23 protein-coding genes are annotated in these 25,247 nt (G+C 71.5%); 9 read left to right on the top strand and 14 right to left on the bottom strand.

Features of this window, described 5'->3' with window-relative positions; all coding sequences use genetic code 11:
- Positions 1 to 393: 393 nt before the first annotated feature.
- From betI to HPY23_RS12825, 3 genes are all read left to right on the top strand, one after another.
- Complete coding sequence (betI, locus tag HPY23_RS12835) at positions 394 to 2,412, top strand: transcriptional regulator BetI (protein WP_091887410.1); 2,019 nt, start codon at positions 394 to 396, stop codon at positions 2,410 to 2,412.
- A 467-nt stretch (positions 2,413 to 2,879) separates the two neighbouring features.
- Entirely contained in the window at positions 2,880 to 3,857 is a 978-nt protein-coding gene (locus tag HPY23_RS12830; protein WP_091887412.1) for a TorF family putative porin, read from the top strand.
- Between the two features lie 136 nt (positions 3,858 to 3,993).
- Positions 3,994 to 4,800 (top strand): trypsin-like peptidase domain-containing protein, encoded by an 807-nt coding sequence (locus tag HPY23_RS12825; RefSeq protein ID WP_091887414.1) that lies wholly within the window; start codon positions 3,994 to 3,996, stop codon positions 4,798 to 4,800.
- A gap of 7 nt (positions 4,801 to 4,807) precedes the next feature.
- Here HPY23_RS12825 and HPY23_RS12820 read toward each other — a convergent pair whose 3' ends face one another.
- From HPY23_RS12820 to HPY23_RS12755, 14 genes are all read right to left on the bottom strand, one after another.
- Positions 4,808 to 5,143, bottom strand: coding sequence for a hypothetical protein (locus tag HPY23_RS12820; protein ID WP_236013035.1), 336 nt, complete (start codon positions 5,141 to 5,143; stop codon positions 4,808 to 4,810).
- Positions 5,144 to 5,169: 26 nt separating this feature from the next.
- Complete coding sequence (locus HPY23_RS12815; protein ID WP_175539979.1) at positions 5,170 to 5,763, bottom strand: hypothetical protein; 594 nt, start codon at positions 5,761 to 5,763, stop codon at positions 5,170 to 5,172.
- An 8-nt stretch (positions 5,764 to 5,771) separates the two neighbouring features.
- Positions 5,772 to 6,716, bottom strand: a complete 945-nt coding sequence (locus HPY23_RS12810; protein ID WP_091887416.1) for a Vgb family protein — start codon at positions 6,714 to 6,716, stop codon at positions 5,772 to 5,774.
- The gene (locus HPY23_RS12805; RefSeq protein ID WP_091887418.1) at positions 6,713 to 7,270 is read right to left on the bottom strand and encodes an SRPBCC family protein; all 558 of its coding nucleotides are present in this window, start codon (positions 7,268 to 7,270) and stop codon (positions 6,713 to 6,715) included. Before HPY23_RS12805 ends, HPY23_RS12810 begins: the two co-directional genes overlap by 4 nt.
- 2 nt (positions 7,271 to 7,272) lie before the next feature.
- Positions 7,273 to 8,283: a vWA domain-containing protein gene (locus HPY23_RS12800; RefSeq protein WP_091887420.1), complete on the bottom strand. Its 1,011-nt coding sequence runs from the start codon at positions 8,281 to 8,283 to the stop codon at positions 7,273 to 7,275.
- Positions 8,280 to 8,894, bottom strand: coding sequence for an MxaK protein (locus HPY23_RS12795; RefSeq protein ID WP_139234978.1), 615 nt, complete (start codon positions 8,892 to 8,894; stop codon positions 8,280 to 8,282). The genes HPY23_RS12800 and HPY23_RS12795 overlap by 4 nt, the downstream gene beginning before the upstream one ends.
- Positions 8,891 to 9,946, bottom strand: coding sequence for a vWA domain-containing protein (locus tag HPY23_RS12790; protein WP_091887481.1), 1,056 nt, complete (start codon positions 9,944 to 9,946; stop codon positions 8,891 to 8,893). Before HPY23_RS12790 ends, HPY23_RS12795 begins: the two co-directional genes overlap by 4 nt.
- Positions 9,940 to 10,914, bottom strand: a complete 975-nt coding sequence (locus HPY23_RS12785; protein ID WP_091887483.1) for a nonribosomal peptide synthetase MxaA — start codon at positions 10,912 to 10,914, stop codon at positions 9,940 to 9,942. Before HPY23_RS12785 ends, HPY23_RS12790 begins: the two co-directional genes overlap by 7 nt.
- A 44-nt stretch (positions 10,915 to 10,958) precedes the next feature.
- Positions 10,959 to 11,801 (bottom strand): DUF58 domain-containing protein, encoded by an 843-nt coding sequence (locus HPY23_RS12780; protein ID WP_244537593.1) that lies wholly within the window; start codon positions 11,799 to 11,801, stop codon positions 10,959 to 10,961.
- A complete protein-coding gene (locus tag HPY23_RS12775; RefSeq protein ID WP_091887424.1) occupies positions 11,798 to 12,829 on the bottom strand; it encodes an AAA family ATPase in 1,032 nt (343 codons plus the stop codon). Before HPY23_RS12775 ends, HPY23_RS12780 begins: the two co-directional genes overlap by 4 nt.
- Positions 12,830 to 13,003: 174 nt before the next feature.
- Positions 13,004 to 13,288: a methanol dehydrogenase [cytochrome c] subunit gene (locus tag HPY23_RS12770; RefSeq protein ID WP_060850103.1), complete on the bottom strand. Its 285-nt coding sequence runs from the start codon at positions 13,286 to 13,288 to the stop codon at positions 13,004 to 13,006.
- A gap of 111 nt (positions 13,289 to 13,399) precedes the next feature.
- Positions 13,400 to 13,996 carry a cytochrome c(L), periplasmic gene (moxG, locus tag HPY23_RS12765; RefSeq protein WP_091887425.1) on the bottom strand — a complete coding sequence of 199 codons (597 nt, stop codon included), beginning with the start codon at positions 13,994 to 13,996 and terminating at the stop codon, positions 13,400 to 13,402.
- Between the two features lie 68 nt (positions 13,997 to 14,064).
- Entirely contained in the window at positions 14,065 to 14,994 is a 930-nt protein-coding gene (moxJ, locus tag HPY23_RS12760; RefSeq protein ID WP_091887487.1) for a methanol oxidation system protein MoxJ, read from the bottom strand.
- A gap of 76 nt (positions 14,995 to 15,070) precedes the next feature.
- Entirely contained in the window at positions 15,071 to 16,945 is a 1,875-nt protein-coding gene (locus HPY23_RS12755) for a methanol/ethanol family PQQ-dependent dehydrogenase (RefSeq protein ID WP_091887427.1), read from the bottom strand.
- A gap of 566 nt (positions 16,946 to 17,511) precedes the next feature.
- Here HPY23_RS12755 and HPY23_RS12750 point away from each other — a divergent pair.
- From HPY23_RS12750 to HPY23_RS12725, 6 genes are all read left to right on the top strand, one after another.
- Entirely contained in the window at positions 17,512 to 18,414 is a 903-nt protein-coding gene (locus HPY23_RS12750; protein ID WP_091887429.1) for a LysR substrate-binding domain-containing protein, read from the top strand.
- A gap of 318 nt (positions 18,415 to 18,732) precedes the next feature.
- Positions 18,733 to 20,307 (top strand): ABC transporter substrate-binding protein, encoded by a 1,575-nt coding sequence (locus HPY23_RS12745; protein ID WP_091887430.1) that lies wholly within the window; start codon positions 18,733 to 18,735, stop codon positions 20,305 to 20,307.
- A gap of 4 nt (positions 20,308 to 20,311) precedes the next feature.
- Positions 20,312 to 21,253, top strand: coding sequence for an ABC transporter permease (locus HPY23_RS12740; RefSeq protein WP_091887432.1), 942 nt, complete (start codon positions 20,312 to 20,314; stop codon positions 21,251 to 21,253).
- A complete protein-coding gene (locus tag HPY23_RS12735; RefSeq protein ID WP_236013034.1) occupies positions 21,250 to 22,191 on the top strand; it encodes an ABC transporter permease in 942 nt (313 codons plus the stop codon). Before HPY23_RS12740 ends, HPY23_RS12735 begins: the two co-directional genes overlap by 4 nt.
- Complete coding sequence (locus HPY23_RS12730) at positions 22,188 to 23,828, top strand: ABC transporter ATP-binding protein (protein ID WP_091887434.1); 1,641 nt, start codon at positions 22,188 to 22,190, stop codon at positions 23,826 to 23,828. Before HPY23_RS12735 ends, HPY23_RS12730 begins: the two co-directional genes overlap by 4 nt.
- A gap of 257 nt (positions 23,829 to 24,085) precedes the next feature.
- Positions 24,086 to 25,247: amidase (locus tag HPY23_RS12725; protein ID WP_200649619.1), on the top strand; the 1,162-nt coding region annotated here is incomplete at its 3' end.

Raw genomic sequence — 25,247 nt, 5'->3', positions numbered from 1 at the left:
TACGGCCCCTGGCGGTACTACGGGATGCCGCTATCAACCCTGGAGGCCGATTTGGAGGCGGGGCTACTGTGAGCCCCTATCAACCCCGAATGACGAAGAACCGATATTTCGCATGACACCTCCGACCACACCCCAGCCGGGCTTCCCGCCGGCCAGTCCCGTTGAACGATCATTCAATACACCGCTTTGCCCAAAGTCACGCAAAATTTTTCATCATTCCCTGCATCATCGCGTGGCTTTCAGGAGTTTTGTTGTGCGTCGCAGCATGTCGAGCGAAGTCCTCGGGGTGCATAGGCTTTCCCTCCTACCGCGGGCGGCCTTGCCGTCTGTAAGATTTTGAATGATCATTCAATCCGTCGTCGGCGGAGCGGCCACCCACGGGGCGAGGGGCGGATGAATCGGCAAGAGTCACGGCGAGAGACTCGCCAAGAGACCCTGCAGAGCTTCGAGGCGGCCCGGCGTCGGCACCTGATCGAGGCGACGATCGAGACCCTGGCGGAGGTCGGCTTCAAGGCCGCCTCGCTGAGCGAGATCGCCCGGCGGGCCAACGTCTCGACGGGCCTCTTCGCGCATTACTTCGGCGACAAGGACGGGCTGCTCGAAGCGACCCTGCGCTTCATGGCCGCCCGCCTCGCCCGCGCGACCGCGGCGCGGCTGGCGGAGGCCACGACCCGGCGCGACCGACTCTTCGCCGTCGGCGACGCGGCGCTCGCCGACGAGGAGTTCGACCGGCGCACCAGCGCCGTCTGGCTCGCCTTCTGGGGCCAGATCACCCATTCGACGCGCTTCCAGCGGGTGCAGCACGTCTACCAGCGCCGGATGGTCACCAACCTGAGCCACGCCCTGCGCGGCCTGGTGCCGGAGGAGTGCGTGGCGACCTACGCGACGATGATCTCGGCGATGATCGACGGGCTCTGGCTGCGCTCCCACGTCGCGGCAGGCCGCGACGGGAGCGAGGGCGACGCCGCGCGGGCGCGCCGGACGGTTCACGCGCTGGTCGACGGGCTGCTGGCGGGCACCTCGCTCCGGCCGGGATCCGGGGAAGCGCCGGCGATCCGCGTCTCCCGCCCCGCCGACGCGACGCCCCTCGTCCGCCACGTCAGCCCGGCGACGGGCGAGGAGATGGCGCGCTTCTCCCCGGCGCGCGCGACCGAGATCGACCGCGCGGTCGAGGACGCGCATCGCGGCCTTTCCGCCTGGAAGGCCCTCGGCGCGCCCGGGCGGGGACGGGTCCTGCGGCTCTGTGCCGAAAGGCTGCGGGCGGAAGGCGCGGACCTCGCCCGCCTGGAGAGCCGCGAGACCGGCCGTCCGCTGCGCCACACCGCCGGCCGCGACCTCGCGGAGGCGCTGCGCCTGCTGGACGCGGCCGCCGCCCTCGCCGAGGGAAGCGGCACGACCTGGACGGATCTCGGCGACGGCCGGGTGGCCCGCCTGCGACGCGCGCCCGCGGGGGTCGTCGGCACCGTACTGCATTGGAGCGCGCCCGTCCCCGGCCTTTGCGCGCGGGCCGACGCGCTCGCCCGCGGTAACGCCCTCGTCGCCTGTGCCGATCCGCGCGCCACGCGGACGCTGTCCCACCTCGCCGCGCTCCTCGTCGGCGCGGGCTTTCCCGAGGGCGTGCTGACCGTCCTGGCCGGCGACGCCGAGAGCGCGCGCCTCCTGCGCGGCCATCCCGGGCTCCTCGCCGAGCCGGACCCGTCGCGCGGGGCGGACGACCTCGATCTCGGCGCCGGGATCGGGGCGCCGAAGGCCGGGACGATCGTGCTGCCGGGCGCCGACCCCGCCCGCGTCGCGGCCGCGATCCTCGGCGGCGGCCGGAACTGGACCGGCTCCACCTTCGCGAGCCAGGCCCGCCTCCACGTCCACGCGCAGGCGCTGCCCGGCCTGCTCGACGCCCTCCGGGCCGGGGCGGCCGCGATGCGCGCCGGCGATCCGCTCGACGGGGCGACCGAGATCGGCCCCCTGGTGTCGCGCGAGCTCGGGACCGGCCTAGACGCGGCGCTGGCGGCCGACCTCGCGGCCGGCGCCAGGCTGATCGCCGGCCGCCCCCTGGGCTCTGCCTGGCCGGGATTCCTGGTGCTCGACCGCTGCACGGAGGCGATGCGGCTCGTGCGCGGCCACGCCTTCGCGTGCGTCGTGGCGCCGATCCCGTTCGACGACGAGCGGGCGCTTGCCGCCCGCTTCGCGCGGGAGCGGGGGCACGGCGGCGAGGCGCGATCGTTCGGTCTCTTCTCCGGCGATCCCGGACGGGCCTGGCATCTGGCGGACGCCCTCGAGGCGGATCTCTGCGTCATCGACGGCGATTGGCCGGGCCGGGACGCGAGGGCCGGCTCCCTCGACCGGGCGGATGCCGGATGGGAACTGGATCGCGCGTTGCGCGTTGTCGGCCCCGTCTTCGGCCCGGCCGGATGAGGCGCGCCCGGCGTTCGGCCGGGCGTTCGCGCGCGGAACGCGAACCGTCACCCCTCGAAACCGATGCGCCGACAGTACTCCGGGAGGATCGATCTCGTTGACGCTCTCTTTTGGAGCAGGAGACGTTCCAGTAATATTCTATTACGTCGCCATCTCAACCCATGTAATAAACGTCGCGCAGCAGCATAGATCGATTTTTAACCTTGTCGTACCGGGCCGCAGGGCGGCGCGATGGGTGGCAGCACGGCGTCGGACAGCGAGTGTTGCACGAATGCATCGCCTTGCCGTACGTCACTTTTCATCCCGTTTGAACGCGTGACAGGATGCCGCTGCTGCGAAACAAATGAAGTGCTCAGGATGCGTTCTTCGCCGAAGGCGAAGATCCGCGGAGCCAAACACCACGCCAGTATCTACGCCTCGATCATGGCGACCGCTGTGCTGTTTTCCTCCAGCTTCCGGACATTCCGATGTCGCCTCGCCTCGCCTTGCTGGCCCTTCCCCTCGCCCTGGCCTTCCCGTCGGTGAGCCGCGCGGCCGACGCGCCGGTGCCGAAGCAGGCCCCGACCGTGGTGCCGACGCTGCCGGCGGTCGACCCGCAGATGGTCTCGGCGGCCTTCGGCTTCCGCTTCGTGTCGGATTACAACTCGCGCGGCATCTCGCAGACCAACCGTCATCCGGGCGCCCAGGGCTACCTTGAGTTCCAGATGCTCGACGGGCTGTTCTACGCCGGCATCGCCGGCGAGCAGGTCGACCTGCCGAACCGGCCCACGATGGAGATGGACTTCTCCGCCGGTATCCGGCCGACCTTCGGCGCCTGGTCGTTCGACCTCGGCTACCTGTTCTACAACTATCCCGGCGAGCGCGCCCTGATCGGGCCGGACGGCATGATCTACACCGCCAACAACGCCGATTACTACGAGTTCGTCGGCAAGGCCGCCTACGCGGTGAACGACGCCCTGACGCTCGGCCTCAACGTCTACCACTCGCCGAGCTACTTCGGCACCCACGCGCCGGGCACCTACGTCTCCGGCATCGCCAAATACACCATCCCGGAGGGCACCTTCGGGGTGATGCCGAGCGGCTTCCTCGTCTCGGCCGAGGTCGGACAGTACTTCCTCGGCACGACGAAGGCCTCGTTCGGCGTATTCAAGCTTCCCGACTACACGTACGGTAACGTCGGCATCGCCTACACGGTGAAGAACTTCACCATCGACCTGCGCTACCACAACACCAGCATGACGAAGAGCGAGTGCGGGCTGATCACCGCCGATCCGCGCAGCATCCTGAACGGCACGTTCCGCTCCAACTGGTGCGGCGCCGCCGTGGTGGCGACGGTCTCGGTCGACGTGACCTCGAAGGATCCGGGCATCTTCGCCGGCCAGGAGACCCTGGCCCCGTCGGTCCCCGGCCGCACCAGCGACGCGGAAGGACCGGCGGTGCGCTGACCGCACCAGCCGGGTGCCGCCGTGCCGCAGCGGCGCGCCCGCCTGTCGCACGGCCGCCTCGCCGCTTGACGCAGGGGCGTCACCGATCTGTAATCCTTGCGGGTCCGTCAAGAAGACCCGCGAGGATCACGGCCCGATGCCCTTTCCGAGACGGCAGATCCTGGCGGCCCTGATCGGTGCCGCGCTCCTGTCGGGACCTGTCGCGGCGGGGGACGGCCGGCTCGCCGCGCTCTATCCGCAGGACGGGCGCCGGGCGATGGCCGGGCCGGACTTCGCCCGCTTCCCGGGGGCCGGCATCCTGTTCTGCCGCGACGCGGGCGGCGTGCCCAAGCGGGCCGCGGCGGCCTGGCTGATCGCCGGGCCGCGGGTGGTGATGCTGAACGCCCATAACTTCCGCAGCCGGCGCCTCGAGGTCACCCGCGCGGTGGTCGATTGCTTCTTCCAGATCGCCGGCCGCAACCACGATTTCGAGCCGGACAGCCTGCACCTTGGCGTTGCGCCCGGGGCGAGCGCCCTGCACATCACCGACGACTGGGCGCTCCTCTCCTTGCGCGAGCCGGTCACCGCGGTGGCCGCGCAGCCGGTGCCGGATGCCGCCGCCCGGCTGCCCACCGGCGGCGGGACGGTGCCGGTGACGATGGTCTCCCCGGCCGGCCACGAGAATTTCGGCAGCGCGACGAGCCTCGAGACCTGCGCCATCCGGCGGATCGACCGGCCCGGCGAGGACGGGATCCGCATGGCCCGGCACGATTGCAACAACGGCTACGGCGGCTCGGGCTCCGGCCTGTTCGATGCGGCCGGGAACCTCCTCGCCATGCACAGCGCCTCGCTGTCGATGAACTCGCGCCGCGCCTACGACGACGAGTTCCATTACGGCTCGGCCCTGCTGCTCGAAGGCCCGCTCCTCGACGCCCTGCGCGAGGCGGCGGCGCGGACCCGGTAGGTCCGGGTCAGCCCGGCCCGATCAGGCCGGGCACCACCGTGCCGTTCGGGCCGAAGCGCTCCTGCGCCTGGCGGCAGCTCGCCTCCGGGTCCTTCTGGTAGGCGTGGGTGTAGGTGGCCGAGCGGATCAGCGCCTCGCCGTGCGACAGGGCCGCGAGATCGGTGCCGAGCCGCTGCACGACCTCCCGGAACCGGGCGTAGTCCGGCTTCGTGCCGGGGCAGGATTCGGCCACGAACCGGACCAGGCCCGAGAGCTTGACCGCATCGTTGCTGACGGCGTTCGGCGTCTCGGCGGCGAGGACCGGGCTCGATGTCAGGGCGAGGAGGATGGCGGCGCGGCGCATCGGGGTTGTCTCCGGAAAGGGGCGGGTCATCGGGGCGACGGGGAGCGAGGGTCTTCGGGGCGAGGGTCTTCGGGGCGAGAGTTTTCGAGGTGAGCGTCTTCGGCGCCGGCGGTGCTCCGCTCGCCGGGATCGGGCCCGTCCTGGGCCCCGTAGCTCTCGCGAAGCCGGTCGAGGGCGGTGCGGTGCTCGGCGCCGGCGGTGCGCAGGTTGACGTATTGCTGGCACAGGGCGCCGTAGAGTTGCCGGCGACCGGTCGGGGCCACGACCGCGGTGAGGCCCGAGACCAGGGTCTCCGGGTCCGGCACGCCCGTGACCATGCGGGCGACCTGCGCCGTGCGGTTGGCGATCATCCGCTCGTCCTCGACGAAGTGCGGGCGGGCCCGGATCAGGGCCGCCCGGAGGGTAGCCACCGTGGCGTCGGCGCCCGGCACGGGATGGCCCGCGGCACGGGCGGCGAGCCACAGCGCCGGATCGGTGCGGTCGTCGGCGCCGAGCCAGTCGGAGCGGGCGGCCGTGTCGCGGCGGGCGACGACCGGGGAAGCCTCCTCGCGGGCCGGCTCGTCGCCGCAGCCGGCGAGCACGAGGAGGATCGGGAGCGCCGCACGCGGAAGGATCGCCACGGCCCACCTCACCGGAGCGAGGCCGCGAGGCCGCGGGGACCGTCGGCCAGGGGCAGCCGCGCGAGCTCCCGGCGCGCCTGCGGATCGACGAAGGACAGGTCGCCCGAGAACCAGTTGGCGACGGCGACGCGGCCGTCCTCCAGCGCCAGCACGCCCTCCGGGTAGCGCCCGACCGGAACATCGCCGAGGGTCGAGAGGCCGTCCGCCGCGATCACCGCGACGGCGCCGGCATGCTGGCGGCTCACCACCACGAGGCGGCCGTCGGCCGTCGCGGCGACGCCGTAGGGCATCGCCCCGACCGGCACGGTGGCGAGCGCCGTCAGCGTGCCGGTCGCGATCACCGTGAGGTCGCCGCTGCGCACGTTGGCGACGTAGAGCCGCGCGCCGTCCGGGCTCAGCGCCAGGGCGAAGGGCCCCTCGCCCGCCGGCACCGTGCCGGCGATCCGCATGGCGGCGGTATCGATCGCGACGACCCGCCGGTGCTCGCGGTCGGCGACGTAGAGCCGTCCACCCGACCGGTCGAGGACGAGGCCGGCGGGATCGGCGACCGGCACTGCCGGCCCCGTGGCCGCGCCGGTGCGGGGGTCGCGCCGCACCACCTCGCCCCGGCGCCAGTCGCCGACATAGAGCGCCGACCCGTCCGGCGCCGCCGCGATGCCGAAGGGCGAGCCCGGGTGGTCGAGGCGGGCGACGACGCGGCCCGCGGGCCCGTCGATCACCGTGATCGCCCGGTGGTCCGGGTGGGTGACGTAGACCCGTCCCCCCGGCCCGGTCGCGAGCCCGGCGGGCCCGGGCCCGACCGGGATCGTGGCGACGACCCGGTTCGTCGCGGGATCGACCCGCGACACCACACCGGCCTCCTGGCCGGCGACGTAGATCTCGCCCGCCAGGGCGCCGTGTGCGCAGGCCAGATGGGCGAAGGCCAGGACGGCGAGGAGGCGGGCCCGCCTCACCGCCTGCTCTCCACCTTCGCCTTCAGGCCGGCGAGGCCGGTCTCGAGATACGCCTTCATCGCCGCCCGGCCGGCCGCGTCGCTCAGCTCGTCCGGCGGCTCGTTACCGGTGTCGCCGCGGTAGAACCGGCCGAACCACGCCACCTTGCTGCCCGTCCCGTCCGGCGTCACCGTGAGGGTGGCGGAGTAGGACGACACCGGCAGGGCCTTCAGGTCGGGATCGTCGAGGCGGTAGGAGTAGCTGCGCTGAGCGGCGTCGTACTCGTCCAGGCTCTCGTGCAGGGTCCCGCCGTTCTTCAGCGTCAGGGTCCGGGTGTCGCCGTTCTTCGTGCCGTCGCCGGTGCTCCTGCCGCTCGCGACGAGCGGGTTCCAGTCGGCCTCGGCCCCGAACTTGCCGGCGATGGCCCAGACCGCGTCGGGCGGCGCCGCGATGGCGACGTCGGCCTCGATCTTCTGCGGGGTCGGCCCGTGGGCCAGCGCCGCGGACAGGCCGGCGCCGATCGTCAGCACGACGAGGGCGGCGCGGCGGGGGGGGCGAATTGGGAAACGACGCATGATCACGCTCCGTGACGAAGGCGGGAGACGGCCCCGGCCAGGCGCGCGCGCCACGGCAGGAAGCCGAACAGGACGGACAGGAGGGCGAGCGCCCCGGCGCCGAGCACCGGACGCGGGTCGAGCAGGACCGGCCGCGGCCGGGGCGTCGCCGCCGCGGTGAGCGCCGCGGCCAGCCCCGCCGGGTCGTCGAGGGGCGCGTAGGAGAGGCCGGTCTCGGCGGCGAGGCCGCGCAGGTAGGTCTCGCGCACGGTCGAGAGATGCTCGGTGCCGGGCGTCGCGACGCCGCCGAAGGGGGCGTTGCGCGGGTTGTAGCCCTCGCGCGTCTCGGCGCCCGGGGGCGGCGGGCCGAAGCGGTTCTCGTGCGGCACGTCCTCGGGCCCGTAGAACCCGATCTCCCGGCCGCGGTCGTCGTAGCGGGGGATGGGCGACGGGACGTGGCCGCCCGCCCCGACGATCAGCCCGCGCACCGCGCCGGGCTTGCCCTCGAAGGCGGGCCCGCCCCGGGCCGGCAGGGGCGGCGCCTCGTGGCCGTCGGTGACGAAGACGAGATCGCTGCCGAGCTCGCCCGCGAGGGCGACGGCGCGAAACAGGCCGGCGGCGATCCGGCTGTCGCCCTCCCAGCCCATGCGCCAGTCGAGGCCGGCGATCGCCCCGTCGAGGGCGGCGAAGTCGGCGCAGGTGTCGATCGGCTCGAACAGCAGGAAGGTGCGGCGCTCGGCGAACAGCCCGAGGCCGAGCCGCGAGCCGCAGGGCAGGTCCGCGGCGAGCGCCCGCAAGGCAGCCTTGGCCTTGTCGAGCCGGCTCGCCGGCCTGCCCCCGAGGGTTTCGTCGCGGGTGTTCATGCTGCCGGTGATGTCGACCACCACCACCGCCTCGACCCGCCGGCCCGTCACCGGCAGGCGCGGCGCCACCGCGGTGAGGAGGGTGAGGCCGAGGGCGCAGGCGAGCAGCCGTCCGCGGGGCTCGCCGAGGAGGCGCGCGACGGCACCCGGCAGAGGCTTCGGGACGGTCACGGCAGCCCCCGCGGCTGGCCCGGGATGTCGGTCCAGATTTTCTTCGGGTCGGCCGGCATCTCCTCGCCCCGCTCGCGGCCCCGCTCGGGGAGGTCGCGCACCAGGCGCGAGGCGACGTCGAGGTTGAACCTGGCGTCCCAGGCCTCAGGCCGCAGGGTGAGCGCCCGGCGATAGGCCTGGCGGGCGAGGCCGACCAGGGGGGCGGCGGGGTCGAGCTGTCCCGCCTCCAGCTTGGCGAAGGCCTGCCGCAGCCGCGCATTGGCGAGCGAGACCTGGGCGCGTCCGCGCAGGTCCGCCGAGCCGGTGCGGTCGAGGGCGGCGAGAAGCGGCTCGGCCTCCTCGAACCGCTCCCGGGCGGCGAGGAAGCGGATGCGGGCGAGGAGCAGCTCGGGCGGCGCCTCGGCGCCCACCGCCCGGTCGGTGCCGGCCTCGAGCGCCGCGATGGCCCGGTTGGCGCGCGCATCGCGCCAGGCGAGGCCCGCGCAGACGATCGCCCCGGCGGCGGCGGCGAGCGGCAGCGCGACGAGGAGGCCCGAGCGGACGGGCCCCCGGGCCCGGCGCCAGAGGGCAGCGATGGAGTGAGCCGCGACGGGCTTGATCCTGGTCCTCATGCGGCGCGCCGGGTGGTCTGGGCCGAGCCGGGCGCGGCCTCGCGGGAGGCGGGGCGCCGGCCGGCGAGGTCGGTCTCGGCGAGCTTGCCGGCGACGAGGAGCCCGAGCGCCAGGGCGGCGAGGCCGTAGGCGAGCCCCGAGAGGTCGCGCTGCGGGCGCCGCTCGACGAAGGCGATCGGCTTGCGCTCGAGCCGGTCGATCTCGCGGATCGCCTCGTCCACGGCCTGCGCGTTCTCGGCCTCGAAGGCGCGGTAGGGCACGCCGAGGCTCTTGAAGAACAGGTCGAGGTGGCGCTCGGGCGCGGCCTGCGGCGAGTCTTCCCCCGCCGGCCTGTCGGCGAGGCCCGGGGAGCCGGCGGTGCGCAGGAACAGCCAGTACAGGGTCGGGTGGATCTTCGTGAATTCCTCGCGCAGGAGCGGCTGCACCCGCCGGTCGATGACCGCGGCGCCGTCCGAGACGAGGAGCAGCACGCGGGAGGCCTGCGGCGCGCCCGGCCCGAACTGCGACAGCGCCAGGCCGAGGCCGCGGGCGACGTTGGTCGCCTCCAGGCCGGGCCGGTCGATCGCCCGGATCGCCGCCCGCACCGCCTCGTGCCGGTCGGTCATCGGCAGCACCGCCATCGGCGAGGTCGAGAAGGCCGAGACCGCGACGAGGTCGTGGGCGCGCCGCCCGACGAAGGCCTCGAGGATCCGCCGGGACGCGGCGGCCTTCGATTCCTCGGCTCCCGAGGGCTGACGGCCGGCAAACGTCTCGTTCATGCTGCCGCTGCGATCGATCAGCAGCGAGACCTGCGCCCCCTCCCCGGTCCGCGCGACGCTCTCGCCGGCGAGCCGCGGCCCGGCGAGCGCCAGGACGAGGAAGCCGATCGCCGCCATCCCGGCGAGGGTCAGCACCGCGTCGACGAGACGCGACAGCCCGTCCGCCGGCACCAGGGCGAGCGAGGGCACCGGCACGCGCCGCTGCGCCGTGGCGACGAGCGGCAGCAGGGCGAGCGGCAACAGCCAGAGCCAGCCCGGCGCCGTCACGCCGAATCGGGCGAGCAGGGTCACGATGCGGCCTCCGCCCTGCCCGGCGCCCCCGCCCGCTCCGCGGCGGCGAGCCGGCGCGCGGTGGCGACGAGGTCCGGGAACGGCCAGTGGCGTCGCGCCGCCGCGGGATCGCGGCCGAAGAAGGCGGCGCGGGAGGCGGCGAAGAACCGGTCGAGCGGCTGCGCCAGCGCACCGTAGGCCGGATGCCGGGCGAGGAAGGCGGGCAGATCCTCGCCCATCACCCGCCGCCCGTCGGTGCGGTCGAGGCCGCGATGGAGCGCCAGGAGCGCGTCGCGATAGGCGGACTCGTCGCCGGACCGGGCGGAGAGGCGGCGCACCTGCCGGGCGGCCGCCGCGAAGGCCCGGGCCGGACGGCGATGGAGCGGCCACCAGGCCCGGTCGCGGGCGAGGAGCGCGAGGCCGGCGAGGCCGAGCGCCGCGAAGGCCCAGGCGAGGGCGCGGGCCGGCCCGGGATCGCGCCGCGGCACCGGGCTCTCGGGCCGCATGTACTCGGTGGGATCGGCAACGGGCGGCGGCTGGACCTCGCGCAGGGGCGAGACCAGGATCGGCCAGCTCGGAACCTCCGCGGCCGCGCTCGTCGTCGAGCGCGCGGCCTCGCTGGCGAAGGTCACGGTGAAGGCCGGGATATCGAGGCGGCGCACGTCGAGGGCGGCGTAGAAGGTCTGGTAGGTGAGCGAGAGCCGCCACAGCCGGTTACCGTCCCGCAGCGGCCCGGGCGCCACCGCGACCGATCCGAGATCGAGCCAGTAGGTCAGCGGCCCGGGCTTCGGCAGCGAGGCCGCCTGGGGGGCGAACCCGTCCGCGGCCTCGATCTCGACCGTGGCGTCGAAGCGGTCGCCGAGAAACAGCCCGAACGGCCGCGGGCTGCGCACCGTCACGGCGCCGATCTGGGCGGCGGCGGGTAGGGCCGTGAGCAACAGCACCGAGGCGGCCAGGATACCGGCCCTGGCGATCCGTGCCGGCGATGGCATCCGATCCGGCGGCATGGTCGCACGCGCCCTCATCGCACGAGCCCTCATGCGGCGGTCCCGAGGAGGTGGCGGGAAAAGTCGTCGCCGTCGAAGCGGCCGGCGAGGCGGTAGGGCGGCCGGCCGTGCCGCAGGGCGAGACGGCGCAAGGCCTCGCGGCGCTCCGCCTCGCGGGCGAGCCAGCGCGCACGCAAGGACGGGCGCATCAGCACCCGGCGACGCCCGCCGCCCTCCAGGTCCTCGAGCTCGATCAGCCCGAAGGCCGGCAGGCCCGCGTCGAGGGCGCCGTCCTCGATCGCCACCGGCACCACGTCGTGGCCCTGCAGCGCCTCGAACAGGCCTGCCAGCACGGGTGCGGGCACGCGGAAATCCGAGATCGCCACCACGAGCTTGCGCCGCCCGGAGAGCCCGGCGGCGGCCTGCGCCAGCCCGGCGGCGCTCGCCCCGCCCGGCACCACGGCGGCGAGGGCATCGGCCACCGCCTCGACGGTGCCGCGGCGGCGGGAGGCCGGGACGAGGGTCTCGGCCCGCGCGCCGCAGGCCACCAGCCCGAAGGCGTCGCCGATCCGGGTGGCGGAGCGGGCGAGCGCGGTGCACAGCTCGGTCACCAGCGCCCAGGCCTCGCCCTCGCCGCGGAACCGCATCGAGGCCGAGACGTCGACCAGCGTCCAGACCTCCAGGGCGCGGCTCTGCTCGAAGCGACGCACCACCGTGCCCTCGAACGGGTCGCGAAGGGTCGCCCGCAGGTCGATGCGGCGCGCATCCGGGTGGCGCCAGAATGGCACCTGGTCGCGGAAGGTGCCGAGCCCGCCGGTGTCGCGGGCGCGGTGCGCGCCCGGCCCCGGCCCGGCGGCGGGCCCGCGCAGGCGGTAGACGATGTCGGGGCTCACGGGGCCGGCACCGTGGCGAGCACCGCGCGGCAGAACTCGGGCAGGATCCGCTCCCGGCGCATCTCGTAGACCGGCTCGAGGAAGATCCGGTGCGCCATCGTCTCGTGGAACACCGCGCGCAGATCCTCGGGCAGCAGCACGTCGCGGCCCTCGAGCCAGGCCCGGACCCGGGCGGCGCGGATCAGGAAGGCGATGCCGCGCGGGCTGGCACCGCCCTGGACGAGGGAGTCCATGGCGACATCCGGCAGGACGATGCCGGACTTGGCCGGCTCGCGCACCGCCGACCACAGCCGGACGACGTACTCCTCCAGGGCCGGGCTCGCGTGGATGCCGTGCTGGAGCGCCGCCGCGATGCCGGAGACCGCCCCCTGGTCGATCACGTCCGGGGCGACCTCGGCCACCAGGCTGTCGGTATCGTGGAATCGCGGGTCGAAGGCGAGGCGCCGGCGCAGGTCCGGATCGGTCGGCGCCTCCATGCCGATCTCCATCAGGAACCGGTCGCGGGCCGCCGCCGGCAGCTCGAAGGTCTCCTCGCGCTCGACCCGGTTGCGGTCGGCGAAGACCTGGAGATGGGGGAACCGGTACTCGCGGTCGAAGGCCTGGACGCTGCGCTCGGCCATCAGGCGCAGGAGAAGGGAATGGACCTGCGGCCGCGCCCGGTTGATCTCGTTGAAGAAGAACACCGAGAGGTCCTGCGACCGGCGCAGCACCGGGCCGGGCTCGATCCGCGGGCGGCCGTCCTCGGCAAGGTAGGTGTGATAGATCAGGTCCGCGGGCATCATGTCGACGGTGCCCTCGACCCGCTCGTAGGCGCCGCCGAGCGCTCTTGCCACCGCCCGCAGCAGGGTGGTCTTGCCGACGCCGACATCGCCCTCCAGCAGGACGTGCCCGCGGGCAAAGATCGCGATGGTGACGAGGCGGATGGCCCGCTCCTGGCCGACCACCGCCTTGGCGATCTCCGCCTCGAAGCGCAGGGCGGCCTGGCGCCAGTCGGTCAGGGCCGCGTCGGCCGGCCTGATCTGGTTCATGCGGATCGCGGACTCCGGAATCGGTCGCAGAGGAAGCGGGGGGGCGGCGCGAACAGCGCCGCGCCGAGGGCATCGTCCGATCGCAGCCGCGATCGGACGATGCCCGGATCTTCGATCTCGCCGCATTGTCCGCGGCGAACCGGCATCGACGTCGTCGGAAAATGCTTTCGGGACCTACTGGGCCGCGATCTTGTTGACGTCGTATTCGAACTTTCCGGTCTTCTTGAAGGCCTCGACGCGCTTCTTGTTGCGCTCCTCCATCGCCTTGATGGAATCGGCCTGCTTGTTCAGCTCCTTGGGATCGTGCTTGGGATCGTACTTCGTCCCCGCGACCTTCTCGGGGAAGCCGGGCTTGGGCTCCCAGCAATTGCCGGGGGCCTTGCACTTGGTGCCGTCATAGGCGAGGGCCGGCAGGGCCGAGCCGGCGACGAGGGCGATGACGGCGAGGGTCAGGCGCATGGTGTTCCTCCTGTCGGGTTATCGTTGGGGGTGTGCGGGTCGGGAGACGGAGCGAAGACCGGCTCCGGCCCCGTCGGCCCGGGTCGTGAGGCGACCCGGGATCGGTCGCCGTCAGGACTTGCCGGTCTTGGCGCACATCCCGGGCGGGTTGTCGGGGAAGGTCTCGCCGAGCTTGTAGGGCTTGTAGGCCTTCTTCTGCTCGTCGTTCAGCCACTCGGCATCGGCCACCGGGCCGCTGTAGAGATGGCGGACCCAGGCGGTGACCTGGAGCATGTCGTCGAGGGTCAGGCTCTCGTTGTGCGGGCCCATCTGGCCGTTGGCACCGCCGAACACCGTCGAGAACAGGCCGGCATCGGTCGTGTTCTGGGGGTAGGTCCAGTAATTGTCGGCGAGGCCGGGGCCGATCTTGCCCTCGCCGATATGGCCGTGGCAGCCCGAGCAGGCGGCCAGGAAGGTCTGCTCGCCCTTCTTCAGGCAGCTCGCATCGGTGATGTAGGGATTGTGGCCGGTGGCGAGGAACTGCTTCACCCCCGGCGTGTCCTTGCCCTCCGGCAGCACGTCGCTGAAATCGAGCTTCTCGCCGGTGACGACGTTGCGCAGGTCGACGGCGCTGCTCTGGGCCGTGGTGGGCCGCGGCAGGGCGCCGAGGCCGGCGATGACGATGACGAGCCCGAAGCTGGCGCCGAGGGCGGTCCTACGCTGGATCATGAAGTGACGCTCTGTTGAGGAAAGGGGCAGCCTCCGGCGGCCCGCAGGACGAGGGATGAAGCGGGGGATCAGGACCCGGTCGGCACCGTCGGCACGCCCTCGTCCTTCAGGATCGCGTCGATCGCCGGTCGGGCCTTGACGAGGGCCTGGTCGAGGGCGGCGAGCAGCGCCGCGTCGTCGCGGCGCACGCCCATCGACTGGTCGAACCGCATCGCGACCTTCTGGCCGTCGCCGCGGGCGGCGTCGTCGGCGACGAGCGTCATGCGCAGCGGCACGCTCGAGGCCTTGACGAAGCGGGCGACGTCGGGACCGAAGGGCACCGCGACGTCGGCCTTGCCGCTCGCGACCTCGCCGACGAGGCGGGCCGGATCGATCTGGGTGTACTGGTTGCGCGGCGAGCGGAAGTTCACCAGCGAGTAGAGGTAGGCCATGTCCTCCTCGTAGCGGCCGATGTTCTTCAGCATCACCTCGCTCGGCGAGCCGAACGGCACCGCGACGTGGCCGACCTGCTTGAGGCGCGGATCGGACCACGAGGTCAGGTCGAGCCCGTCCTGGGCCCGGGTCACGAAGACGTAGCCGCTGCGGTAATAGGGCTTCGTCGTCAGCACCCGCGGGTCGCCGGTATCGAGCCCGGCGACGACGTCGCAGAGCTTCTTGTCGAGGAAGTCGCGCACCAGGTAGATCGCCGGCTTGTCGGACCAGACGAACTGGACCTTGCGCCCCATCGCCTCGGCGACCGCGCCGGCGATGCGGTTCTCGAGCCCGCTGCCGTCCTTGAGCGACAGCGGCGGCTGGGCGGCGGAGGCGCAGACCCGCAGCACGCCCTCGTTGGGGCGGTCCTGCGCGGCGGCCTCGGCCTGGCCGGGGCCCGGTTGCTGGATCCGGGCGGGCGGGGTGGTCGCGGGTTGGGCCTGGGCGAAGGCCGGGGCGGCGAGGGCGGCGGCGAGCGCCGTCAGGCCCGCCAGGCGCAGGCGGAATCGTCCGAACGATCTCAACATGATCGGATCCGTCGTCACGAGATGAGGCAGCGGGTCGCTCCTCCCCGCGGGCGGGGAGGAGCGCTGGATCGGCGGATCAGTTCGCCGAGTACTCGCCGACGTTCGGGTCGTCGTACGGGCCCTTGCCGTCGAGGGAGAACACCGTCACGCCGCCGCCCATCTGGGTGTAGTTGGCGAGCTTCTTGAAGGCGCCGACGGCACCGAGGCCGGCGGTCGGGTCCTGCAGGTCGAAGACCAGGCCGACGCCCGGCCAGCCGCCGACACCGTAGTAGATCGCGACGTATTGCGTGCCCTTGTGGGTGTAGGTGATCGGGTAGCCGATCGCGCCGGACGGCAGCTTCGACTTCCAGAGCAGTTCACCCGTGTCGGAGTTGCGCGCCTTGATGTAACCGTCGAGGGTTCCGTAGAAGACCAGGTTGCCGGCCGTCGCCATGGTGCCGCCCCAGACCGCGAAGCGCTCCATCTTCTCCCATTTGAACTTGCCCGTGATGGCGTCGTAGGCCTTGATCTGGCCCAGCCCCTCGGCGTTCTGGCGGTCGCCCTTCGGGCCCGGATACATGTTCAGCGTCGCGCCGACGAAGAACTGGCCGGCCCGGTAGGGCAGCATGAAGGGCTCCCAATCCATGCAGATGTGGTTGATGCCCATGAAGAAGAGCTTGCGGTTCGGATCGTACGAATCGTGGCCCTGGTTGTGGTAGCCCATCGCCGAGGGACAGATGTCCTTGGCGAGGTGGTCCATCCGGGTGCCGTATTCGGGGTCGCGCACCGGCAGGCCGGACTTCAAGTCGACGGTCTTGAAGACGTTGACGGTGTCGTCGATCTTGTGCGCCGAGACGAGATCGCCGTTGGTCCGGTCGAGCGTGTAGACGATGCCGTTGCGGTCCGGGTGGGTCAGGAGCTTGCGCTCCTTGCCGGCGAGGTCCTTCTGGGTCGACAGCATCATCACGTTGACGCCGGCATAGTCCCACTCGTCGTGCGGCGTCTTCTGGTAGCCGAACTTCGCCTCACCCGTGTCGGCGTCGCGGCCGAAGATCGTCATCGTCCACTTGTTGTCGCCCGGCCGCATCGTCTCGTTCCACGGCGCCGGGTTGCCGGTGCCGAAGTAGATCAGGTTGGTGCCGGGATCGTAGGCGTACCAGCCCCAGTTGGTGCCGCCGCCGATCTTCCAGGAATCGCCCTCCCAGGTCGAGGTGCCGAGGCCCTTCTGGCCGTAATGGGCATTCTGGATGTTGAAGTCCTTGGCGAGCAGCAGGTCGGAATCCGGGCCGGTCGCGTAGGCGCGCCACTTCTGCTCGCCGGTCTTGACGTCGTAGGCGGTGAGGTAGCCGCGCACGCCGAGCTCGGCGCCCGACGAGCCGATGATCACCTTGTCCTTCACCACGTAGGGGGCGATGGTCAGCGTCGAGCCGACCTTGATGTCGGAATTCTCGATCTTCCACACCGTCTCGCCGGTCTCGGCGTTGAGCGCCGCGACGTGGCCGTCGAGCAGGGTCTTGAGGATCAGGGCCGGGGTCTTGCCGTCGCCCGGCCAGTAGGCGAGGCCGCGGTTGACGAGATCGCAGCAGGCCACCGAGCGCGCGGCCGGGTTCTGCTTCGGCTTGTCCTGCCACAGGATCTTGCCCGGATCGTCGAGGCCGAGCGCGAAGGTGTTGTTCGGGAACGAGGTGTGGACGTACATCTTGTTGTCCACGACCAGCGGCGCACCTTCGTGGCCGTTAAGCAGACCGGTCGAGAACTGCCAGGACACCTTCAGGTTCTTGACGTTCTTGTCGTTGATCTGGGTCAGGCCGCTGTAGTTGTCCGAGTCGTAGTTCTTGCCCGGCATCACCCAGTTGTCGTCGCTCTTCGACAAGTCGACGAGCTTGTCGTTGGCGAGCGCGGCATGCGGCAGCGCGAGCGGCGCCAGCGCCATCAGGGCTGCCACGGAAACGGAGTTCACAAACTTGCCCATGTTCAGCGTCTCCAATCGGCGTCTCACGTTCACGCGGCCGGCGGGCCGCACGTCGGAGCGTGTTCGCATGATGGGAAATGTCTGGCCCGAGAGAGAATGGCCGAGCCGGCGGCTCGATCATAGATTTCTCTCATCAAGTCACCTTATAAATAACTTATTACATTTCCTCACCGAAGCCACCCTAGCATCGAGTCATTCCGATGTCTTCCGTAGAGTCGATCTATAGATCGGGAACAAGCGGCAATGCATCTGGGTTATTATCTCGAACCATATCTCGCGGGCCCGAGGCCGGATGCGGTGGACGGGCGTCTTAGCGGCTTCACAAGCGATTGGAATCGCGGCGGATCCCGGCGCGGGACCGACCGCCCCTGCAATGCCGCAGAACCGGTGCCGCACTGCAGCAAGGTCGGAATCCCGATTCGTCCCGCCTCGGCAAACTTGTAGCCTATTGACAGCAATGGCCTTTCTTGGCACCGCCCAGCCGCCGCGCGCCCGCGCGGGCCGGAATCCCGCGCGCGCCGCGCCGGATCGGGGCGGCACGGCGAAAGCAGCACGGTGACATCGGCATGGCGAAGATCGTGGCTCTCCACTACTTCGCCGTCGTCACCCGGTGCAGCTCGCTGCGCGACGCCGCCAGCCAGCTCGACATCCATCCCAACGTGCTGGCGCGGCACATCTCGCAGCTCGAATATTATATGGACGCGCCGCTGCTCGAGCGTGGTCCGCTCGGCATCCGGCTCACCGCCGCCGGGGAGCTGCTCGCCGCCAAGCTCGACCGCACGATCAACGAGCTCGACCACGTCGTGCGCCTGATCGACGACCTGAAGGGCCTGCGCGGCGGCGTCGTCGGCGTCCACGCCGCCGAGGGCATCGCCTCGGCGATTCTGGTGCCGGTGCTCGCCGGTTTCGCGAGCCGCCACCCCCATGTCCGCGCCCGGTTGCGCACCGGCACCGCCAAGGACGCGATGCGGGCGATCGAGGACGCCTCCTGCGACCTCGCCCTCACCTTCTTCGCCCCGCCCTCCGACGCGGTCACGGTGGTGCAGCGCATCTGGCTGCCGCAATTCATCGTCGCGCCGCCCGACCATCCGGTGACCCGGACCGGCGGCGCGGCGCTCCCGGCACTCGCGGGCTACCGCTGGGTCCTGCCGGGTCCGGATTTCGGCGCCCGCACCTTCTTCGACCGGGTCGCGACCGAGGCCGGATGCCGGATCGTCCCGACCTTCGAGGCCTCCTCCCTCGACCTGCAGCGCACCCTGGTGGCGCAGGCCGGGGCCCTGGCGGTACTGCCCCGCGCGGCGGTCGCCGAGGAACTCGCCGCCGGCACCATGGCGGCGGTCCCCTTCCCCGAGGCGATGCCGGTCGAGACCTCCCTCGACCTCTGTGTCCCGGCCGACCGCCAGCCGAGCTTCGCCGCCGAGCGCCTGCGCCGCGACCTCGAGACCGCCCTCAAGCGCCTGCGCGCCTGACTGCACCGCGGTTCGTCACCCTGCGGCAGGCGTGCAACGAAAAACGGCGCACCGGTCGCACGCTTTCGTCGTAGTCAGCCCGCACGGGCTCCCGCATCCTGCCCCGATCCGCAGCGGCAAGGTCGCGTGACTATTTCGGTGGTCTCGACGCCGCTTTCCTAGACTTGTCGAGCGCACAGATTTGCGGCGCCGTCGATCAGCGTCGCAGGTCGCACGCGAACTGGTCTGTCGATTGCATGGTCGGCGCCGCGACGGACGCGGTCCGACGCGCTGGTTTCACCGCCGCACCGGCGGCTCGATTGCGAAGGAGACAACTTGATGGCGTTTCGTCGGTCCGTTCTCGGCCTGGTCGCGGCAAGTGCCGCCCTGCTCGCGCCCGTCGGCGCGCCGGCGCAGACGCTCAAGGCGGTGATGCATTCGGACGTCAAGATCGTCGACCCGATCTGGACCACCGCCTACATCGTCCGCAACCACGGCTACATGATCTACGACACGCTGTTCGCCCTCGACGCGAAGGGCGAGGTCAAGCCGCAGATGGTCGACACCTACACGGTCTCGCCCGACAACCTCACCTACACGTTCACCTTGCGCGACGGGCTGAAGTGGCACGACGGCAAGCCGGTGACCGCGGAGGACTGCGTCGCCTCGATCAAGCGCTGGAGCGCCCGCGATTCGCTCGGCCAGAAGCTGATGACCTTCGTTGAGGGCATGAGCGCCGACGACGCCAACCGCTTCACCGTCAAGCTGAAGTCGCCGACCGGGCTGCTGCTGTTCGGCCTCGCCAAGCCGTCCTCGAACGTGCCCTTCATGATGCCCAAGCGGGTCGCCGAGACCGACCCGAACCAGCAGATCTCGGACTTCACCGGCTCCGGCCCGTTCGTGATGAAGACCGACGAGTGGAAGCCCGGCGACAAAATCGTCTACACCAAGTTCAAGGACTACAAGCCGCGGCCCGAGCCGGCCTCCGGGCTCGCCGGCGGCAAGGTGGTCAAGCTCGACCGGGTCGAGTGGCTGGCGATCTCCGACCAGCAGCAGGCGGTCAACGCGCTGCTCGCCGGCGAGATCGACGTGATCGAGCAGCCGGCCTACGACCTGATCCCGCTGATCAAGGGCGATTCCAACGTCGCCCTCATCGACTACAACCCGCTCGGCCTGCAATATTCGATGCGGCCGAACCACCTGATCAAGCCCTTCGACAACCCGAAGGTGCGCCAGGCGCTGACCTACGCCCTCAACCAGACCGACTTCCTCCAGGCGGCGGTGGGCGATGCCGACTACTACAAGGCCTGCAAGGCGCTGTTCGTCTGCGGCTCAGCCCTCGCCACCGAGAAGGGGATGGACGGGCTGCTGGAGTCGAACTTCGCCAAGTCGAAGCAGCTCCTCAAGGAGGCGGGCTACGACGGCACGCCGATCGTCCTCCTGCACTCGACCGACCTGCAGACCCTGACCAATCTCGGGCCGGTGGCCAAGCAGCTCCTCGAGAAGGGCGGCTTCAAGGTCGATATGCAGTCCTCGGACTGGCAGACCGTGGTGTCGCGCCGGGTGCGCAAGGATCCGGCCGACAAGGGCGGCTGGAACCTGATGAACACCTCCTGGGTCTCGGCCGACATCCTGAACCCGGTGATGTCGAGCTTCGTGAACATGAGCTGCGACAAGGCCCCGTTCGGCTGGCCCTGCGATTCCGAGATGGAGAAGCTCCGCGACGACTTCGCCCGCGAGGTCGATCCGGGCAAGCAGAAGGCGATCGCCGAGGCCGTGCAGGCCCGCTGGCGCGAGGTGGTACCCTACGTCCCGCTCGGCCAGTTCTACATCCCGATCGCCGCGCGCAAGAACGTCACCGGCATCCTGACCGCCGCCGTGCCGGTGTTCTGGAACGTCGAGAAGAAGAAGTAGGGCGATGGCCGGCTACATCCTGCGGCGGTTGCTCGCCGCCATTCCGGTCCTGGCGATCGTCGCGGTGCTGGTGTTCCTGATGCTGCGGCTCACCCCCGGCGACCCGGCGGCGGTGATCGCCGGGGACAACGCCTCGAGCGAGCAGATCGCGCAGGTGCGCCAGAAGCTCGGCCTCGACCAGTCGCTGCCGGCGCAGTTCGCGATCTGGATCGGCAACCTCCTCCACGGCAACCTCGGCGAGTCGTTCTTCTTCAAGAAGAGCATCGGCGAGCTGATCCTCGGGCGGATCGAGCCGACCCTGTCGCTCGCCGCCGCCACGATGCTTATCGCGGTCTGCGTCGCGATCCCGCTCGGGGTCGTGGCCGCCTACCGGCACGGCTCCTGGCTCGACCGGATCGTGATGGGCATGTCGGTGCTCGGGTTCTCGGTGCCGGTCTTCGTGATCGGCTACCTCCTGATCTACGTCTTCTCGATCACGCTCGGCTGGTTTCCGGTCCAGGGCTACCAGCCGCTCTCCGCGGGCCTCGGCGGCTACCTGCACCGGCTGGTCCTGCCGGCCGTGACCCTGTCGGTGGTCTACATCGCGCTCATCGCCCGCATGACCCGGGCGAGCGTGCTGGAGGTCCTGAACGAGGACTACATCCGCACCGCCCGTGCCAAGGGCCAGGTCGAGCGCAAGATCCTCTTTCGCCACGCGCTCAAGAACGCCGCGGTGCCGATCGTGACGGTGGTCGGCATCGGCATCGCGCTCCTCATCGGCGGCGTGGTGGTGACCGAGAGCGTCTTCGCCATTCCCGGCCTCGGCCGCCTCACGGTCGATGCGGTGCTGGCCCGGGACTATCCGACGATCCAGGCGCTGATCCTGATGTTCTCGGGCGTCTACGTCCTCATCAATCTCCTGATCGACCTCACCTACAGCCTGTTCGACCCGAGGATCCGCCATTGAGTGCCGAGCCCGTGAGTGCCGAGCCGACCCTCCTGGCGCCCGTCGCGGCCGCACCCCTGCCGCCCGGCCGCACCCTCGCCGCGCGCCTGATGCGCAACCCGGTCGTCGCGATCGGCGCCGGCTTCCTCCTCCTGATGGCGCTGATCGGCGCCTTCGCGCCGCTCCTCGGCACCCTCGACCCGGGCGCGATCAACCCGGCGACCCGCAACCGCCCGCCGGGCTTCGAGCGCACGATCCGGGCCGAGGACGGCTCGACCTCGACCTTCCGTCACCGGATGGGCACCGACAGCCTGGGGCGCGACGTCTACAGCCGGGTGCTCTACGGCGCCCGGGTCTCCCTCGCCATCGCCGTCTCGGTGGCGGCCCTGTCGCTCGCCGTCGGCCTGCTGCTCGGGCTCGTCGCCGGCTACATCCGCCCCCTCGACGGGCCGATCATGCGGCTGATGGACGGGCTGATGGCGATCCCCGGCATCCTGCTCGCCATCGCGGTGGTGTCGCTCTTCCGGGCCGGCCTCCCGGCGGTCATCGCCGCGATCGTAGTGCCGGAGATCCCCCGGGTGGTGCGGCTGGTGCGCTCGATCGTGCTCTCGGTGCGCGAGGAACCCTACGTCGAGGCCGCGATCATGGCCGGAACCCGCCTGCCGCTGCTGATGGCGCGCCACATCCTGCCCAACACCGTCGCGCCCCTGATCGTGCAGGGCACCTTCATCGCCGCCTCGGCGATCCTGGTCGAGGCGGTGCTCTCCTTCCTGGGCATCGGCATCCCGCCGGAGACGCCGAGCTGGGGCAACATCATGGCGGAGGGCCGCAACCTGTTCCGGGTCTACCCCCACAACATCCTGTATCCGGGCATCGTCCTCGGTCTCACGGTGCTGGCCGTGAACATGCTGGGCGACGGCCTGCGCGACACCCTCGATCCGAAGATGACCGGCCGATGAGCGCTGCGCCCTCCCCCGTTCTCGAGATCGAGAACCTCGCCATCGCGCTGCCGGGCGGCGGCGACCGGTCGCGCGCCGTCGACGGGGTCTCGTTCACGGTGGCCCGCGGCGAGATCGTCTGCGTCGTCGGCGAATCCGGGTCCGGCAAGTCGGTCACCGCCTTCTCGGTGATGGGGCTCCTCGCCAAGGTGCTGAAGCCCGTCGCCGGCGCGATCCGGCTCAACGGTGAGGACGTGCTGACGGCGAGCCCCCAGCGCCTGCGGGCCCTGCGCGGCGACCGCATGGCGATGATCTTCCAGGAGCCGATGACGGCGCTGAACCCGGTGCTCACCGTCGGCGACCAGATCGAGGAGGTCCTGCGCATCCACACCGACCTCGGCGCGAAGGAGCGCCGGGCCAAGGTGCTGGCGATGCTGGACGCCATGCACCTGCCCGACCCCGAGCGGATGCACGCCTCCTACCCGCACCAGCTCTCCGGCGGCCAGCGCCAGCGGGTGATGATAGCCGCCGCCCTCATCCTCGACCCGGCGCTGCTCATCGCCGACGAGCCCACGACGGCGCTCGACGTCACCACACAGGCCCAGATCCTCAAGCTGATCCGCGAGATGCAGGAGCGCCGCGGCACCGGCGTCCTGTTCATCACCCACGATTTCGGCGTGGTGGCGGAGATCGCCGACCGGGTGGTGGTGATGCAGCGCGGCCGCGTCGTCGAGCAGGGGCCGGCCGCCCAGGTGCTGGAGCGGCCCCAGCACCCCTACACCAAGATGCTGATCGGCGCGGTGCCGACGATGACGCCCGCCCGGCGCCCGCCGGTCACCGGCGCCCTGGCGCTGGAGACCGCGAGCCTCGAGAAGACCTATCGCAGCGGCGGCCTGTTCAAGACGGAGCGGGTCGTCCACGCCGCCGCCGACGTGGCGTTGCGCATCCGCCGCGGCGAGACGGTCGGCATCGTCGGCGAGTCGGGCTCGGGCAAGTCGACGGTCGCGCGCTGCATCGCCCGGCTGATCGCCCCGAGCCGGGGCCAGATCATGGTCGGCGACCGGGACATCGCCCGCCTGCCCGAGCGCCGGCTGCGGCCGATGCGCCGGAAGATCCAGGTGGTCTTCCAGGATCCGTTCCGCTCGCTCAACCCGCGCCGCACGGTCGGGGCCTCGATCATCGAGGGGCCAATGAATTTCGGCACTAGCCCGGAGGCCGCGACCGCGAAGGCCCGGGAGCTGATGGGCCTCGTCGGGCTCGACCCGTCGGCGCTCGCCCGCTACCCGCACCAGTTCTCCGGCGGCCAGCGCCAGCGCATCGCGCTCGCCCGGGCGCTGGCCATGGAGCCCGAGATCCTGATCGCCGACGAGGCGGTCTCGGCGCTCGACGTCTCGGTGCAGCGCCAGGTGCTCGCCCTCCTCGACGACGTGCAGCGCCGCTTCGACCTCGCGATCCTGTTCATCACCCACGACCTGCGGGTGGCGGCCCAGATCTGCGACCGGCTGATCGTGATGCAGCGCGGCCGCATCGTCGAGGAAGGCCCGACCGCCGAGGTCTTCGCCCGGCCCTCGGCTGCCTATACCCGGGCGCTGATCGAGGCGGCGCCGGGGCGGGAGTTCGGGCGGGGGGAGCATCTTCCGGAAGCGGCGTCCGCCTGACACCGGCAAGTAACGATGCGGCGCGGGATCCCCTCTCCCGTGTGGGAGAGGGGTCGGGGCGATCGAAGATCGCACGAGGGTGACAGGCTTCCGTGCGAGACGCCGAGCGTCGTACCGGCAGCTCGACGGTACCGTTTCGTCGCGGAAACCGGGCCACCCTCACGCGGGATCTTCGATCCCCTGACCCCCCTCCCATGCGGGAGAAGGAACGCGCCCGATTTTTCGATACCAGTGACAACAACAACGGGACGACACCAATGACCCTCGCCATGACCTGGGAGGAATGGGCGCAGCACGACGCCTGCGGGCTCGCCGCGCGGGTGCGCGCCGGCGAGGTGACGGCGGCGGAACTGGCCGCCCAGGCGGCGGCCGGCGTGGCGCTGACCAACCCGGCGACGAGCGCCGTGATCGAGCTGTTCGACGATTGCGTCGCCGACCCGGCGACGGACGGCACCAACCTCGACGGCGCCTTCGCGGGCGTGCCGTTCCTGATGAAGGACCTCGGGCCGACCCTGAAGGGCCGGCTGCAGGAGATGGGCTCGCTCCTGATGCGCGGCAACCGCGCGACGAGCGACAGCCACCTGACGGGCAAGATGCGGCAGGCCGGCCTCAACCTCGTCGGACGCACCACCACGCCGGAATTCGGCGTGTGCAGCTCGGCCGAGAACCCGGCGGTCTACGTCACCCGCAATCCCTGGAACCTCGACTACACCACCTGCGGCTCCTCGGCGGGATCCGCCGCCGCGGTGGCCTCGGGCGTGGTGCCGATGGCGCACGCCACCGACGGCGGCGGCTCGATCCGCATCCCGGCAGGCGTCAACGGCAATCTCGGGCTCAAGCCCTCCCGCGGCGTGTTCTCGATCGCGCCCTACGGCTCGGACCTGACCAGCGTGGTGTCGATCCAGGGCTGCCAGTCGCGGACCGTGCGCGACACCGCGGTCTTCGTCGACCAGTGCCGCGGCGGCGCTCCGGGCGAGTTCATGCCCTACTGGGCCGCGCCCGAGCCCTACGCCACGCTGATCGAGCGCGATCCCGGGCGCCTGCGCATCGCGCTGTCGCACGAATGGGGCGATTACCGCGCCGTACCCCGGCACGTCGCCGAGCTGGAGCGGATCGGCCGCTTCCTCGAAGGCCTCGGCCACCACGTCGAGTGGGCGCTGCCGGCGGTCGACATCCGGGCCGCCTTCGCGGCCCAGACCACCTGCTACATCACCAACTTCGCCCAGACCATCAACGGGCTGCTGGCCCTGAAGGGCCTCGAGCGGCCGCCCGAGGACCTGATCGAGCCGATGAACATCCGGATCTGGGAAGCCGGACGCCATGCGAGCTACGCGGAGCGGACGGCGATGCAGGCGGCGTTCAACACCACGGCCCGGAGTTTCGGCGCCTTCTTCGAGGAATGGGACATCATCCTCACCC

This window comes from Methylobacterium ajmalii (assembly GCF_016613415.1).
In the GTDB taxonomy this organism is placed as follows: domain Bacteria; phylum Pseudomonadota; class Alphaproteobacteria; order Rhizobiales; family Beijerinckiaceae; genus Methylobacterium; species Methylobacterium ajmalii.
This window is presented reverse-complemented; position numbering and strand designations above follow the sequence as displayed.